Annotated in this window: 15 protein-coding genes; 9 read left to right on the top strand and 6 right to left on the bottom strand. The window is 73.7% G+C overall.

The features are described 5' to 3' along the window. Window positions 1-29: 29 nt before the first annotated feature. Entirely contained in the window at window positions 30-1100 is a 1071-nt protein-coding gene (locus AB0K02_RS09085; RefSeq protein ID WP_365991688.1) for an alkene reductase, read from the bottom strand. Between the two features lie 155 nt (window positions 1101-1255). Between AB0K02_RS09085 and AB0K02_RS09080 the strand changes: the two genes are divergently transcribed. Next, window positions 1256-1765, top strand: a complete 510-nt coding sequence (locus AB0K02_RS09080; RefSeq protein WP_365991687.1) for a MarR family winged helix-turn-helix transcriptional regulator — start codon at window positions 1256-1258, stop codon at window positions 1763-1765. Between the two features lie 46 nt (window positions 1766-1811). Here the strand turns inward: AB0K02_RS09080 and AB0K02_RS09075 are convergent, their stop codons facing one another. Then, a complete protein-coding gene (locus AB0K02_RS09075; RefSeq protein WP_365991686.1) occupies window positions 1812-2870 on the bottom strand; it encodes an aminotransferase class V-fold PLP-dependent enzyme in 1059 nt (352 codons plus the stop codon). Window positions 2871-2946: 76 nt separating this feature from the next. Between AB0K02_RS09075 and AB0K02_RS09070 the strand changes: the two genes are divergently transcribed. Continuing rightward, the gene (locus AB0K02_RS09070; protein WP_365991685.1) at window positions 2947-3435 is read left to right on the top strand and encodes a GNAT family N-acetyltransferase; all 489 of its coding nucleotides are present in this window, start codon (window positions 2947-2949) and stop codon (window positions 3433-3435) included. 33 nt (window positions 3436-3468) lie between these two features. On the opposite strand, the gene AB0K02_RS09065 is transcribed toward AB0K02_RS09070, so the two are convergent. Then, entirely contained in the window at window positions 3469-4179 is a 711-nt protein-coding gene (locus tag AB0K02_RS09065; protein ID WP_365991684.1) for a DsbA family oxidoreductase, read from the bottom strand. 122 nt (window positions 4180-4301) lie between these two features. Further along, window positions 4302-4646 carry a helix-turn-helix transcriptional regulator gene (locus AB0K02_RS09060; RefSeq protein WP_365991683.1) on the bottom strand — a complete coding sequence of 115 codons (345 nt, stop codon included), beginning with the start codon at window positions 4644-4646 and terminating at the stop codon, window positions 4302-4304. Between the two features lie 117 nt (window positions 4647-4763). On the opposite strand from AB0K02_RS09060, the gene AB0K02_RS09055 reads away from it, so the two are divergent. Beyond that, window positions 4764-5741: a zinc-binding dehydrogenase gene (locus AB0K02_RS09055; protein ID WP_365991682.1), complete on the top strand. Its 978-nt coding sequence runs from the start codon at window positions 4764-4766 to the stop codon at window positions 5739-5741. A gap of 160 nt (window positions 5742-5901) precedes the next feature. Then, window positions 5902-6822: a ketopantoate reductase family protein gene (locus AB0K02_RS09050; RefSeq protein WP_365991681.1), complete on the top strand. Its 921-nt coding sequence runs from the start codon at window positions 5902-5904 to the stop codon at window positions 6820-6822. Here AB0K02_RS09050 and AB0K02_RS09045 read toward each other — a convergent pair. Together AB0K02_RS09045 and AB0K02_RS09040 are read right to left on the bottom strand one after the other, a co-directional pair. Beyond that, window positions 6819-7286, bottom strand: a complete 468-nt coding sequence (locus AB0K02_RS09045; RefSeq protein ID WP_365991679.1) for a GNAT family N-acetyltransferase — start codon at window positions 7284-7286, stop codon at window positions 6819-6821. The genes AB0K02_RS09050 and AB0K02_RS09045 overlap by 4 nt on opposite strands. Before the next feature lie 201 nt (window positions 7287-7487). Beyond that, a complete protein-coding gene (locus AB0K02_RS09040; RefSeq protein ID WP_365991678.1) occupies window positions 7488-9017 on the bottom strand; it encodes an aldehyde dehydrogenase (NADP(+)) in 1530 nt (509 codons plus the stop codon). 170 nt (window positions 9018-9187) lie between these two features. Here AB0K02_RS09040 and AB0K02_RS09035 point away from each other — a divergent pair, with 170 nt between their 5' ends. From AB0K02_RS09035 to AB0K02_RS09015, 5 genes are all read left to right on the top strand, one after another. Further along, window positions 9188-9958, top strand: a complete 771-nt coding sequence (locus AB0K02_RS09035) for an IclR family transcriptional regulator (protein WP_365991677.1) — start codon at window positions 9188-9190, stop codon at window positions 9956-9958. A gap of 448 nt (window positions 9959-10406) precedes the next feature. Continuing rightward, window positions 10407-11393 carry a hypothetical protein gene (locus AB0K02_RS09030; protein ID WP_365991676.1) on the top strand — a complete coding sequence of 329 codons (987 nt, stop codon included), beginning with the start codon at window positions 10407-10409 and terminating at the stop codon, window positions 11391-11393. 68 nt (window positions 11394-11461) lie between these two features. After that, complete coding sequence (locus AB0K02_RS09025) at window positions 11462-12694, top strand: histidine kinase (RefSeq protein ID WP_365991675.1); 1233 nt, start codon at window positions 11462-11464, stop codon at window positions 12692-12694. Continuing rightward, window positions 12691-13347 carry a response regulator transcription factor gene (locus AB0K02_RS09020; RefSeq protein ID WP_365991674.1) on the top strand — a complete coding sequence of 219 codons (657 nt, stop codon included), beginning with the start codon at window positions 12691-12693 and terminating at the stop codon, window positions 13345-13347. Before AB0K02_RS09025 ends, AB0K02_RS09020 begins: the two co-directional genes overlap by 4 nt. A gap of 114 nt (window positions 13348-13461) precedes the next feature. Beyond that, window positions 13462-14910 carry a penicillin-binding transpeptidase domain-containing protein gene (locus AB0K02_RS09015; protein ID WP_365991673.1) on the top strand — a complete coding sequence of 483 codons (1449 nt, stop codon included), beginning with the start codon at window positions 13462-13464 and terminating at the stop codon, window positions 14908-14910. Window positions 14911-14971 lie beyond the last annotated feature (61 nt).

The following is a 14971-nucleotide window of genomic DNA, read 5'->3' as shown; positions in this document are numbered from 1 at the left end:
GAGACCGGCCCCGCCGCGTGTCCGGCCGCTCAGCCGAGGGCCGGGTAGTCGATGTAGCCCTGGTCGCCGCCGCCGAAGAAGGAGGACGGGTCGGGGGTGTTGTACGGCCCGCCGGCCCGGAGACGGGCCGGGAGGTCGGGGTTGGCGAGGAACAGGGCGCCGTACGAGACGAGGTCGGCGACGCCGTCCTCGATCAGGGCCAGCTCCCCCGGGCCGGTGGGGCCCTCGGTGGCCGCGTTGAGCATGACCGTGCCGCCGAACAGCTTGCGCAGGGTCTGGACGAACTCCCGCTGGTCCGGGGTGGACTCGATGAGGTGCAGGTAGGCGAGTCCGAGCGGTTCGAGTCGCTGGGCGAGCGCGGTGTAGACGGCCTCCGGCTCCGGCTCGTCGATGTCGTTGTACGGGTTGGAGGGCGAGAGCCGGATGGCGGTGCGCTCGGCGCCGATCTCGTCGGCCACGGCCTTGACCGCCTCCACGGCGAAACGGATCCGGTTCTCGGCGGAGCCGCCCCACTCGTCGGTGCGCAGGTTGGTGTTGGGCGCCAGGAACTGGTGGATCAGGTAGCCGTTCGCGCCGTGCAGCTCGACGCCGTCGAAGCCCGCCTCGACGGCGTTGCGCGCGGCGGCGGCGAAGTCGGCGATCGTCGCCCGTACCTCCTCGGCGCCCAGCTCCCTGGGCGTGACGAAGTCCTTGGGGCCCTCGTGGGTGTAGACCTGGCCCTGAGCGGCGACGGCGGAGGCGCCGACCGGGACCAGGCCGTCGGGCAGCAGCACCGGGTGGCCGATGCGGCCGGCGTGCATCAGCTGGGCGAAGATCGTGCCGCCCGCGGCGTGCACGGCGTCGGTGACCTCGCGCCAGGCGGCGATCTGCTCGCGGCTGTGGAGCCCCGGGGTGTCGGGGTAGCCCTGGCCGACGACGGAGGGCTGGATGCCCTCGGTGACGATCAGGCCGGCGGAGGCGCGCTGCGCGTAGTACTCCACGACGGACGGGGTGGGCGTCAGGCCGGGGCCGTGGGCGCGGCTGCGGGTCATCGGCGCCATGGCGATGCGGTTGGCGAGCTGCCTGCCGCCGAGGCGGATCGGGTCGAAGGCGGTGGTCATGATCGTCCCCAAACTTATGTGGTCGGCCAACTAATGAGCGCGAAAGTCACTGTACCTCATTCATTGGCCGACCAAGGTAATATCTGTGACAGCATCGTCAACACGGGCCGGACCGGCCCGCCGCCAGCCCCCAGGCGGTGTCCGAGGAGGTCGCCATGTCCGCCGCGCCCGAGACGCAGCGCTACGCCGCCTGTACCGAAGCGCTCCCCCACGCCGCCCGCGGCGGCCCCGTCAGCCACGCGCTGTCCCGGGTGGCGAGGCTGCACCGGATCGCCGCGGGAAAGCTGCTCAGGGAGCTCGACCTGTACCCCGGCCAGGAGTTCCTGATGATGCGCCTGTGGGGCGCCGGCCCGGTACGGCAGTCGGAGCTGATCAGGGAAGTGGGGCTGGACCCCTCGACGGTCACCAAGATGCTCCAGCGCCTGGAGCAGACCGGCCACGTCAGCCGCAGCCCCGACCCCGCCGACCGCCGCGCGGTCGTCGTCGAGGCGACGGAGCGCAGCTGCGCGCTGCTCGCGGACATGTCGGCGGCCTGGACCGCGCTGGAGGAGCAGACGCTGGCGGGCCTGGACCAGGACGAACGCAGCGAACTGGCCCGTCTGCTGGGCAAGGTCGAGGCCAGCCTGTGCACCGAGACGGCGGACTGCGGCGACGCCAAGGCGTGAGGTCGCGCGCCAACACGGGCCCGACGCCAAGGCGTGAGGCCGCGCGCTAACGCGGGCCGATGTGCTCCAGCGCGCGGTCCACGTCCTCGGCCGTGTTGTACAGGTGGAACGCCGCCCTCAGGTGGCCCGCCCGCGCCGAGACGACGATGCCCGCCGCGGCCAGCTCCGCCGCGCGGGCGCCGAGGCCCGGAACGGCGACGATCGCCGAGTCCCCCGGCACCGGGTCGTGCCCGAGGCACGCGAGGCCCGACCGGAAACGCCGCGCCAGCGTCGCCACGTGCCCGTGCACCGCGTCGACGCCGATCTCCTCCAGGAGCGCGAGCGACTGTTCGCCGCCGTGGTAGACGAGGAAGGCCGGGGGCTCGTCGTAGCGGCGGGCCGAGTGCGCGAGCTCCTCGATCGGGCCGTACGTCGTCTCCCACAGCCGCTCGGCCGCGAACGTGCCCGCGTGCATCGGCGCCAGCACGTCCTGCGCCTCCCGCGTCACGGTCAGGAACGAGACGCCCCGCGGGCACAGCAGGAACTTGAAGCCACCCGTCACGGTCCAGTCCCACTCCCCGGCCCGCAGCGGCAGCCAGCCCGCCGACTGGCTGGCGTCCAGCAGCGTACGCGCGCCGTGCGCCGCCGCGGCCGACCGCACGGCGGCCATGTCGGCGACCCGTCCGTCCGCCGACTGCACCGAGGAGAAGGCCACCAGCGCCGTCCCGGGGCGCACGGCCTCGGCCAGCGCGTCCAGGGGCGCGTACCGCAGCTTCAGGTCGCCGCGCACGGTGAAGGGGGTGATGACGGACGCGTACTCCCCCTCGGGGAAGAGGACTTCGGCGCCCGGCGGCATCGACGCGGCGATCAGCCCGACGTGCACCGAGACGGAGCCGCCGACGGCGACGCGCCCCTCGTCCACGCCGGCGAGCCGGGCGAAGGAGCGGCGCGTGGCCTCCACCGCGCCCGACTCCCCCGAGCCGCCCGGGCGCCCCTCGGCCAGTTCCTCGGCGAGCCGGGTCACCGCGCGGACCGTGCGGCGCGGCAGCAGCCCGCACACGGCGGTGTTGAGGTACGTCGACGCGGGTGCGAACTCGCCGCCGCCGAGGGCGTGAAGTCTCTCCATGGGAGCCACCCTCCGATGATCGGTGCGCCTGGTCAACAACGCCCCGGGCGCCGGTCCCGGCAGGTACGGTCCTGTCATGTCCGCACTCACTCCGGCCGTCCAGCGCCTCCGTGCCGATCACGCCCCCGCCCTCCTCGCGTTCGAGCGGGAGAACCGGGACTACTTCGCCGCGTCGGTTCCCGACCGGGGCGACGACTACTTCGCGCGGTTCGACGAGCGGCACGCGGCGCTGCTCGCCGAACAGGCGACCGGACTGTGCCACTTCCACGTCCTCGTCGACGAGGACGGCCGGGTGCTGGGCCGGGTCAACCTCGTCGACGTTGCCGACGGCAGCGCGGAGCTCGGCTACCGCGTGGCGCGGAGCGCGGCCGGCCGCGGCCTCGCGACCGCCGCCGTGCGCGAGGTGTGCGCGCTGGCGGCGGAGTACGGGCTGACCGAGCTGCGGGCGGTGACCACGGTGGACAACGCCGGTTCGCGCGCGGTGCTGGCCCGCACCGGCTTCACGGTCACGGGTGAGCTCGTGCTGGACGGCCGGCCGGGCCTCGCGTTCGTACGGCCCTTGTAGGAGCCCGCGCGCGGCACCGGGGAGCCGACGGCGTCAGGCCGAGGGGACCTCGCAGGATCCGTCGGCGTCGCAGGCCGCGGAGCCGTCGGCGCCGACCGGGGTGAGCGTCCGGGCCTGCCACGCCTGCTCCAGCGCCTGGGTGAAGACCTCTGCCGGCTGCCCGCCGGAGACGCCGTAGCGCCGGTCGACGACGAAGAACGGCACCCCGGACGCGCCCAGCTCGGCGGCCTCGCGCTCGTCGGCCCGTACGTCGTCCGCGTAGGCGCTCTCGTCGGCCAGGACCGCGCGGACCTCGTCCTCGTCGAGGCCCGCCTCGACGCCGAGCGCGATCAGGACGTCGGTGTCGAAGACCGACCGCTCCTCGGCGAAGTTCGCCCGGTAGGCGAGGTCGAGGAGCTGGTCCTGGCGGCCGCGGGCCTTGGCGAGGTGCAGCAGGCGGTGGATGTCGAAGGTGTTGCCGTGGTCGCGCCCCTCCGTGCGGTACCCCAGGCCCTCCGCGCGGGCGTTGGAGGCCACGTGCTCCTCCATGGCCCGCGCCTCGTCGCGGGTGCGCCCGTACTTCGCGGCGAGCATGTCGATCACGGGGGCGGTGTCGCCCTTGGCGCGGCCCGGGTCGAGCTCGAAGGAGCGGTGCACGACCTCGATCCCGTCGCGGTGCGCGAAGGCGGCGAGCCCCTTCTCGAACCGGGCCTTGCCGATGTAGCACCAGGGGCAGGCGATGTCGCTCCAGATCTCGACGCGCATGTCTTCTCATCACTCCAGGTCGTGCGGCTCGGGGCAGGCGGAGGCCACCTCCGCGGCAGGGTCAACGCTCACGGCCGCCGTCCCATTCCGGATGAGGCACAGGAGTGGAGGACGGGGCTCCGCTACGCCGCGCCGTCGGGCCGCAGCACCAGCTCCAGGAGTCCCGGAAAACGCGCGTCGAACTCCTCGCGGCGCAGGCGGTTGACCCGCTTCGGGCCCTGGTCGCGCTGTTCGACCAGGCCCGCCGCGCGCAGCACCGTGAAGTGGTGGCTCAGGGCCGCCTTGCCCACCGGGACGTCGAAACTGCCGCAGCTGCGGGTCCACACCGGGGAGCCGGCCAGTTCGCGGACGAGCTGGAGGCGGACCGGGTCCGCGAGGGCGGCGAGGGCCGTCAGGACGGACACCTCGTCGGGGTGGGTGTGCACCGGCGCGGGACGGTGACCGGCGGCGCGCGACTGGTCCGGCATGCCGTTCCCCTCCATCTCTTGTCCCTCCATCCTCTTGCCGAGTGTTCGACCGCGATCTTACACTCCGACTGTTCGCTTTCCATTGAACACTCGTCTCGTCGAAGGGTGGCTTCCGCCATGCGTACGATCCGGATCACAGAGTTCGGCGGCCCCGAGGTGCTGCGGCTCGTCCAGGCGGAGGTCCCCGAACCGGGACCGGGACAGATCACCGTCGACGCCGCCTACGCGGGCGTGAACTTCGCCGACCTCAAGGCGCGCTCCGACGGCTATCGCGTCCCTTCGCTGCCGTTCGTCCCCGGCCTGGAGGTCTCGGGACGCGTCCGGGCCGTCGGCCCCGGCGTCGAGGGATTCAGGCCCGGGCAGGCCGTCGCCGCGCTCACCCCGGCAGGCGCCTACGCGGAGGTCGTCGTCGCGGACGCGGCCACGGCCTTCCTCCTGCCCGACGGCATCGACCCGCGCACGGCGGCGACCCTGCCCACCGTGCTGCCGACCGCGCACGCCCTGCTGCACGAGGTCGGCCGGCTGCGGGCGGGGGAGAGCGTGCTCGTGCACGGGGCGGCGGGCGGCATCGGCACGGTGGCGGGTCAGCTGGCCCGCGCGGCCGGTGCGGGAGCGGTGTACGGGGTGGTGTCCTCACCCGCCAAGGCCGAGCACGCCCTCGCGCACGGCTACGACGAGGTGTTCACGGGCGAAGACTTCGCCGCCGACGCGCTGCGCGCCACGGACGGACGCGGCGTCGACCTGATCCTCGACCCCGTCGGCGGCGACACCCTCCGGCGCGGCCTCGGCGCGCTGGCCGCCTTCGGGCGGCTGGTGTCCTTCGGCAACGCCTCCGGGGACGAGCCGTGGCAGCTCGGCCAGGCCGACCTGATCGGAAGCGGCCGCTCGGTGGCCGCGTTCTCCGTCCTCGCGCTCGCCCAGTCCGCGCCCGGGACCCTGCGTCTGATCACCGAACGCGCTCTGAACCGGGTGTCGGACGGCACCGTGAAGCTGCCGGTGACCGCCGAGTTCCCGCTCGCCGAGGCCGCGGCCGCGCACACGCTGATGGGCGGACGCACCTCGACGGGCAAGCTGCTGCTGCGCATCGCCGACTAGATCCGCGGCGGAGCTGTTCGGGCTCTTCGGCAATGCGGCTCGGTGCCGTGCCAGGCGTCGTGGCCCCTGCCGAGATCCGCTGGAGACCCCCAGCTCGCAGCGAAGGCCCAAGCGGCCTCCCCTCGCCGCACCCACCGTCACTGCAACCCCAAGGATTCCCATGAATGTTCTCGTCGTCGGAGCCGGTGCCACCGGAGGTCTCTACGGCGCGCGCCTCGCGCAGGCCGGCACGGCCGTGACCTTCCTCGTCCGGCCGCGGCGTGCCGAAGTCCTGCGCGAGCGCGGGCTGCGTCTCACCGGGGTGGGCGAGGACGAGGTGATCACTCCCCGGCTCGTGACGGCGGGCGGGCTGTCGGGCCCCTACGACCTCGTGCTGCTGTCCGTGAAGTCCACCGCGCTGAGCGGCGCTCTGGACGATCTCGCCCCCGCGGTCGGACCGGGCTCCGCCGTGGTCCCGCTCCTCAACGGAATGGCACATCTCGACGAGCTGAACGCCCGTTTCGGCGCCGGCCGGGTCCTGGGCGGTGTCGCCAAGGTCGCCACGACCCTCGACGACCAGGGGGACATCGTGCGGCTCGCGCCGCGGGCTCTCCTCGACCTCGGCGAGCAGGACGGCCGCCCGTCCGCCCGCGTGGATGCCGCCCGCACCCTGCTGCGGGACGCGGGAGTGGACTCGCAGGCACCCGCGGACATCGTCGCCGCGATGTGGCACAAGTGGGTGTTCGTCAGCACCGTGGGCGCGCTGACCTGCCTGATGCGGGGCACGGTCGGCGACATCAACGCCGTCCCCGGCGGTCACGAGCTCGGCCCGGCCGTCCTCGCCGAGGCCGCCGCCGTGTCGGCGGCGGCCGGTTTCCCCGTACCGGACGACGAACTGGCCTTCACCAAGGAGACGGTGACCCGTAGCGGGGTGCCGTTCTCGTCGTCCCTGTACCGGGACGTGGTGGCCGGCCTGCCCACCGAGGCCGATCACATCATCGGGGACCTGGTCGACCGTGCCCGCACGCACGGCGTCGCCGTGCCGCTCCTCGACCTGGCGGCGCTCCACCTGCGCGTCCACGAACACCGGTTGAACAGCTAGCCGTTCAGCTCGAGCCGCAGCACCAGGTGGTTCCCGGAGCGCGGTTCGTGAAGATCCGGGGACCAGCCCTGGCGGGCGTAGAAGAGCTGGGCGCGGGCGTTGTGCTCGAACACCTCCAGGCGGACCGTCGTCACACCTGTGTCCCGCCACGACGCGACGCAGGCGGCGTGCAGTTCGGTGCCGATGCCCGCCCGCCAGCGAGCGGGGTCGACATGGAACTGGGTGAGGTTCATGACGCCGTCGATCTCGCGCGAGGCGGCGACGCCCGCCACCGCGCCGTCCCGCTCGGCGCACAGCACCCCGCCGCGCCCTATGCCCGCCTCCCAGCCCTCTCGCATACGGGCGTGTTCGGCGGGACTGTCGAACAGTTCGTCGGCGATGTGCCCGCGGTAGTAACTGGCACGCGCCTCGGCGTGCAGGGCGGCGATGGCGTCGAGATCGGCCGGTACGGCGTTCCTGATCATGTGATCGGGGACGCGGACCTCTCATGCGCGGTTGCGCGGATGGGCGGCGGCCGCCGATGCGGCTGCCCGCGGGCGGAGTCCGCGGCCGCGCGCAGGGCGCCGGACTCGGCTGGGGCGTCGAGCCCGGCGTCCGGGCCGGTCCCTGGATCGCTGCGGGCCGCATCGGGCCCGTGTCGAGCATGCCGGCGGCCCTGCGGGGACTCAGCTCTCGTGACGGCCGTCGACGCGCCGGGGCAGGCCGAGCGGATTGTCGTCGCGCAGCTCCGGCGGCAGCAGCGCCTCGGGGGTCGTCTGGTACGTGACCGGGCGCAGCCAGCGCTCGATCGCGGTGCCGCCGACCGAGGTCGAGGTGGACGTGGTCGCCGGGTAGGGGCCGCCGTGGTGCTGGGCGGCGGCGACGGCGACACCGGTCGGCCAGCCGTTCACGAGGACGCGGCCGGCGAGCGGGGTGAGTTCGGCGAGGATCGCGGCGCCGTGGCCGTTGCCCTCGGCCTCCTCGCCCGAGAGGTGGACGGTGGCGGTGAGGTTGCCGGGGAGGCGGGACAGGACCGCCGTGACGTCGTCGTGGCTGTCGTAGCGGGCGACGACGGTGACCGGTCCGAAGCACTCCTCCAGGAGGAGGTCGTGCTCTCCGTCCGCGGCGAGGCGCGCCGCGGGGACGGTGAGGAAGCCGGGGCTGACGGTGTGCTCGGAGCCCGCGCCGGGGGTCACGGGGGTCTCCACGTCCGGCAGCGCGGCGCGCTCGGCGACTCCGGCGACGAAGTTCTCGCGCATGCGGCGGTCGAGCAGGACGCCCGCTGCTGTGTCGCTCACCGCGTCCGTCAGCGTCTTGAGGAGCTGGTCCCCCGCCGGTCCCGCGGGCACGAACACCAGACCCGGCTTGACGCAGAACTGGCCGACACCGAGCGTCATGGAGCCGGCGAGGCCGGTGCCGATCTGTTCCGCGCGCTCCGCGGCGGCGGCCTCGGTGACCACGACCGGGTTCAGCGAGCCGAGTTCGCCGTGGAAGGGGATGGGCACCGGCCGGGCCGCCGCCGCGTCGAACAGCGCGCGTCCGCCGCGTACGGAACCGGTGAAGCCCGCCGCCGCGACCAGCGGGTGCCTGACCAGCTCGACGCCCGCGTCGAAGCCGTGGACCAGGCCGACGACCGTGTCCGGGATGCCGTGCTCGGCCGCCGCCCTGCGCAGGAGGGCCGCCACCAGCTCGGAGGTCGCAGGGTGGTCGGGGTGGGCCTTGACGACGACGGGGCAGCCCGCGGCGAGCGCGCTCGCGGTGTCACCGCCGGGCACCGAGAAGGCGAAGGGGAAGTTGGAGGCGGCGTAGACGGCGACGACGCCGAGCGGCACCTTGTAGCGGCGCAGGTCGGGAACGGGCGGGGTGGCGGTGTCGTCCGGGTGGTCGATGATCACGTCGAGGAAGGCGCCCTCGTCGACGATGTCCGCGAAGGCGCGCAACTGGTAGCAGGCGCGGGCCAGTTCCCCGGTGAGGCGTACGGGGCCGAGGGCGGTCTCGGCGTCGGCCGCCTCGACGAGCCGGTCCCCCGCGCCTTCGAGGAGTCTCGCGGCGGTGCGCAGGAAGGCGGCGCGGACCGTGCGGTCGGCGAGTGCGGCGCGGACCGCGTGCGCGGCCCGTACCGCGGTGTCGACCTCCTCGGCTGTGGCTTCCACCGCAACCTGTTCGCGCTGCTTCCCGGTTCGGGGGTCGACACTCCAGACTTGTGCTGCTGCCACCGCGCATTCCCTCCCGGTCTCCGCCATCCCCCAGGAGTCGTTCGGTATTCTGAACAATGTTCCTGGTGATGAATCTGTTCGGGGACTCTATTTCCGGGCGTTCAGCGGGGTCAAGGCGTTCCGCGCGGTCAGGACGGGCGCCGGAGAGCGGCCGAGAGGGGCGAAGAGCGATGTCAGCAGTCGATTCCGGTGGAGCGCAGGTCAAGTCCGCGGTGCGGACGGTCGAGTTGCTCGAGTACTTCGCCGGCCGCCCGGGCATGCACTCCCTCGCCGCCGTGCAGGAGGCCGTGGGCTACCCCAAGTCCAGCCTCTACATGCTCCTGCGCACCCTCGTCGAGCTCGGCTGGGTGGAGACCGACGCCACCGGCACCCGGTACGGCATCGGCGTGCGGGCCCTGCTGGTGGGCACCTCCTACATCGACGGCGACGAGGTCGTGGCGGCGGCCCGGCCCACCCTGGACCGGCTCTCCGACGACACCACGGAGACGATCCACCTCGCCCGCCTCGACGGCACCAACGTCGTCTACCTCGCCACCCGGCAGTCGCAGCACTACCTGCGCCCCTTCACACGCGTCGGCCGCCGGCTCCCCGCGCACTCCACCTCGCTCGGCAAGGCGCTGCTCGCGACGTACAGCGACGAGCAGGTGCGCAAGATGCTGCCGGAGACGCTCGCGCAGGTGACCGAACACACCACCACCGACCGCGAGAGGCTCATCGAGGAGCTGCACGCCGTACGCGAACAGGGCTACGCGGTCGACCGCGAGGAGAACACCCTGGGTCTGCGCTGCTTCGGCATCGCGATTCCCTACCGCACGCCGGCGCGCGACGCGATCAGCTGCTCGGTGCCGGTGGCCCGGCTCACGCCCGCGCACGAGCAGATGATCAAGGACGCCCTCTTCGACGCCCGCGACCGCCTGACCCTGGCGACCAGGCGCCTGTGACAGCGGCCGACGCGGCGCCCCGCGCGGCCGGGGCGCCGTCGTTGCCGTGCCCGCGTCCCGCCGCCGTGCGGTGTTCTCGTACGCCGTCTCCACCGTGCGGCTCCTCGTGCGCCGTCCCGCCGCCGTGCGGTGTTCTCGTACGCCGTCTCCACCGTGCGGTGTGCTCGTGCGCCCTCCCGCCGCGCGGCATCCCCGTGCGCCGTCTCGCCGCGCCGTCTCCGCCGTGCGGCGTCCTCGTACGCCGTCTCCACCGTGCGGCTCCTCGTGCGCCATCCCGCCGCCGTGCGGTGTTCTCGCGCACCGTCTCCACCGTGCGGTGTGCTCGTGCGCCCTCCCGCCGCGCGACATCCCCGTGCGCCCTCTCGCCGCGCCGTCTCCGCCGTGCGGCGGAGGCGGATCGTCGCGGCGCAGGAGGTGCGTGGACGCCGCCGCCGGGAGTGTAGGGGTCATGACACCGACATCGCTCCCGGCTGACGCCGACACCCTCCTTCCCGTACGGCTCAGCCCTCTGCGGTCCGGCCTTCGCGCCGTGGCGATCGCCGCCTGCCTGCCGTACCTGGGGCTCAAGATCGCCTGGATCTCCGGCAGCCGCGTCGGCATCCCCGAGGGCAGCGTTCTGCTGGACCACCGTGCCCTGATCGCCGTCGTCAACAGCGTCACCGTGCTGATGGACGCGGCCGTCGTCCTCCTCGCCCTGGTGCTCACCCAGCCGTGGGGCATGCGCGTGCGCGCCTGGCTGCTCGGCCTGCCGATGTGGGGCGCGACCGGGCTGCTCACGCCGATCATGATCGGCTTCCCGGTGCAGCTGGCCACCTCCGCGACGGGCGGCGCCACGACGCAGAACGCGGGCGAACCGTTCCTGGACGGCTGGGTGTTCAGTGTCGTCTACGGCGGTTTCATCCTCCAGGGCGTCACCCTCGGCACGCTCTTCCTGCTGTACGCCGGGGACCGCTGGAGCCACCTGTGGCAGGGGCAGGTGTGGGACCTGCCCTCCGCCGTGACGGGCCGGCCGGTGCGCGCCCTGACCGTGGCCGGTGCCCTCCTCGCGCTGTTCCCAGCCGTCATGCACGCGATGTGGGCGGCCGGATCGACCGTGGCGCTGCCCGCCGCCCGCTTGGCGCAGCGGACGGGCGACTTCTACGTCCTGGAGGGCGTGCGCGTCGCCTTCGTCGTGGTGGCCGTCGCCGGAACGCTGCTGCTCGCGTTCCGTGCCCTCCCCGCCCTGCCGGTGAAGCTGCCGCTGGGCGCGGCCTGGGTCGGGGCGAGCGGACTGGGCGCCTGGGGCGCCTGGCTGACCACGACCGCCGCGATGCCCCAGCCCGATGACGCCGAGCAGCCCACGGTCCTGCTGACGCTGACCTACGCTGGGGAGATGATCTCGGGCCTGCTGCTCAGCGCCGCCGTCGCCCTGATGCTGCGCAGGCGCGGCGCGTGAGCGGTGCGCGGGCGGCGGGCCGCGGAAGACGCACCGGCGGGAGGGGCTCCGGCGGGGTGTGGCGTGTCGTGCTGCGGACGCTTTTCGGGAGGCGGGCGCGGCTGCGCTGGGTCCATCTGGTGCTCGGCGGCGCGCTGTTGATGCCCTTCTGGCTCGTCGGGACCACCGTGGTCGGTCCGCTGGGCGACACAGGGAACCTCTTCACGACCTCGTTCGCCGTGCAGTTCGGTGCGTACCTCGTCGCCCTGCCACTCGTCGCGATCGCCGCGCTGCTGCCGCTGGCCAGACCGTTGTCGGTGGGCGTGGCCCGGGCGCTCACCGGCGTGCCCGCCGAGCTGCTGGCGGACGGCCCCGCGCAGAGCTGGGCCGCGCGCTTGCGCACCTCGGGCTGGCTCACCCTGCATCTGGGCATCGGCACGCTCGTCAGCGGTGCGTCGCTCGCACTGCCCCCGTTCGCGGTCACGCTGATCGTGGCGCCGCTGAGCCGCTCGGTGCAGGACTTCCTGCATGTGTCGTGGTCGATGCGCCCGTTCGACCACCTCCTGCTGCTGCCGCCCGCGGGGGTCGCCATGCTTCTCGCGCTCGCCGCGTGCTCGGCCGGGGCCGGGGCGCTGCTCGCCCGCCAGGCGCCGGTGCTGCTCGGCCCGACCCCGGCCGACCGGCTCGCCGCGGCCGAGCAGCGGGCCGCCGAGCTCGCCGAACGCAACCGCCTCGCCCGTGAGCTGCACGACTCGGTCGGCCACGCCCTCAGCGCGGTGACCCTGCAGGCGGGCGCCGCGCGCAGGGTGCTGGACCGCGACGTGGAGTTCGTCCGGGAGGCACTGACCGCGATCGAGGAGACGACGAGGCGCACCGTCGGCGAACTCGACGCCGTCCTCGGCCTGTTGCGGCAGGACGGCGAGGGAGCGGACCGCGCCACCGGCCCGACGCTGGACACGCTGGACGGTCTGGTGTCCCGCAGCGGGGTGCGCGTCGCCGTGCACACCGAGGGAGATCCGGCCTCGGTGCCCGCCCACGTCTCCCGCGAGGCGTACCGCATCGTCCAGGAGGGGCTGAGCAACGCCCTGCGGCACGCCGGGGCGGTCCCGGTGTCCCTGTGGATCGCCGTACGCGGCGAGGAGTTGGAGATCACGATGGAGAACCCCCTGCCCGACCGGGCCCCCGTGGCACGCCCGGGCGGCGGACTGGGCCTGCGCGGCATCACCGAGCGCGCCGCGCTGCTCGGCGGCCGGGCGGGCGCCGGGCCGCAGGGCACGGTGTGGCGGCTCTCGGCCCTGCTGCCGCTGGGAGCCGGCCGATGAGCGCGGTGCGCGTCGCCCTCGCCGACGACGAGCGGATGGTCCGCACGGCCCTGCGGGTCATCCTCGACGCCGAACCCGGCCTGGAGGTGGTGGGCGAGGCGGCCACCGGGGCCGAGGCGGTGTCGATGGTGCGCGAACTGCGGCCGGACGTGGTCCTGATGGATGTGCGGATGCCGGAGATCGACGGCATCCGGGCCACCGAGCAGATCCTCGGCACGATGGACGCGCCACCGCGGATCGTGGTGGTGACGACCTTCGAGAACGACGCGTACGTGTACGACGCGCTGCGCGCGGGCGCGTCCGGGTTCCTGCTCAAGCGTGCCGCCGCCGAAGAACTGGTGCAGGCGGTGCGGCTGGTGGCGAGCAGCGATTCGCTGCTGTTCCCCGCGGCGGTGCGCTCGCTGGCCGCCGAGTACGGCGGCCGCGCCCCTGCGGCCCTGCCCGCCTGGGCGGGCCGGCTGACCGAGCGGGAGGCGGAGGTGCTGCGGCTGATGGCCACGGGGCTGACCAACGCGGAGATCGCCGGACGGATGGGCGTGGGGGCGGCCACGGTGAAGACGCACGTGGCCTCGGTCCTGGCCAAGACGGGCGTTCGGGACCGTACGCAGGCGGTGATCGCGGCGTACGAGTCGGGGTTCGTCTCACCGCGCTGACCGGACGGCGGGCGGCGGCCGGTGGCCGGTGGCCGAGAAAGCGCCGTATGAAGAAGTCCTGAGAAAACGGCATACGCGGAACACCGGGCGGTCCGCCGCTCGTCCTTCCACGGGATGAACAAGACGATCAGGCGCGCCGCCGTCTTCAGCCTGCTGCTCGTCCTCGCCCTGCTGGTGCGGGCGACCTGGGTCCAGGCCTACGAGGCGAAGGCGCTCGCGAACGACGAAGGCAACCGGCGGAAGGTCATCGCGCAGTACGCGCAGCCGCTCGGTGACATCATCGTGGCCGGCTCCCCGGTCACCGGCTCGGAGGGGACGGACAGCGGCGATCTGGCCTACCGGCGCACGTACACCGACGGCGCTCTGTACGCGGCCGTCACGGGGTACAGCTCGCAGGCGTACGGGGCGACCCAGCTGGAGGGCATCTACTCCGGTGTCCTGAACGGCACCGACGACCGTCTGAAGAACCCGCTGGCCGCGCTCACGCGCGCGCAGCAAAAGCCGGGGGACGTGCTCACGACGATCGACCCGGCCGTGCAGAAGGCCGGGTTCGAGGCGCTCGGCGACGCCAAGGGCGCGGCCGTCGCGATCGACCCGGAGACCGGCGAGATCCTCGGCATGGTCAGCACGCCCTCGTACGACCCGTCGTCGATCAGCGGCACGAACGACGGCGACACCTGGCGCACGCTGACGGCCGACGAGGACAAGCCGCTGGTCAACCGCGCGCTGCGACAGCCGCTGCCGCCGGGCTCGACGTTCAAGCTGGTGGTCGCGGCGGCCGCGCTGGAGGACGGCCTGTACGGCTCGGTCGACGAGCGGACCGACAGTCCGGACCCGTACCGCCTGCCCGGCACGGTCACCGACCTGGAGAACGAGAACCCGTCCGCTCCGTGCGAGAACGCCACCATCCGCGCGGCGCTGCAGTACTCGTGCAACAACGTCTTCGGCAAGATGGCCGTGGACCTGGGGCAGGACAAGGTCCGGGCGATGGCGGAGAAATTCGGCTTCAACGACGACGAGCAGGACGTGCCCGTGCGGGCGTCGGCCAGTGTGTATCCGCAGGGGATGAACGCGTCCTCGACCGCGCTCACGGGCATCGGCCAGTTCGACGTGACGGCGACGCCGCTGCAGATGGCGCTGGTGTCCTCGGCCATCGCCAACGACGGGGTGCTGGCCTCGCCGCACATGGTCTCGAAGGTCGTCTCCGCCGACGGCGACACCCTGCGGTCCTACGAGGACGGCGAGGCGCGGCGGATCGTCTCGTCCGCGACGGCGGAGCAGTTGCGCAGCGCGATGGTGACGGTCGTCGAGGACGGCACCGGCTCCAACGCGCGGATCCCCGGCGCCGAGGTCGGCGGCAAGACGGGCACGGCACAGCACGGCGAGAACAACAGCAGGACGCCGTACGCCTGGTTCACCTCCTACGCCGAGTCCCCGGACACCGGCAAGCAGGTCGCGGTGGCCGTGGTGATCGAGGACTCGGGCGCGGAGCGCTCGGAGGTCAGTGGCAACGGCCTGGCCGCACCGGTCGCGCGGACGATGACGGAGGCGGCGCTGAGGTAGGCGCCGGGGCGTCGGCCGGCGCCCGGCCCGTGCTCGCCGTCACCCCGCCGGCGGCGGACTC

Origin of the sequence: Streptomyces sp. NPDC049597 (genome assembly GCF_040675505.1) — a bacterium.
Classification (GTDB): Bacteria; Actinomycetota; Actinomycetes; order Streptomycetales; family Streptomycetaceae; genus Streptomyces.
The sequence above is the reverse complement of the archived record's forward strand: the minus strand, read 5'-3'. Positions and strand labels throughout refer to the sequence as shown.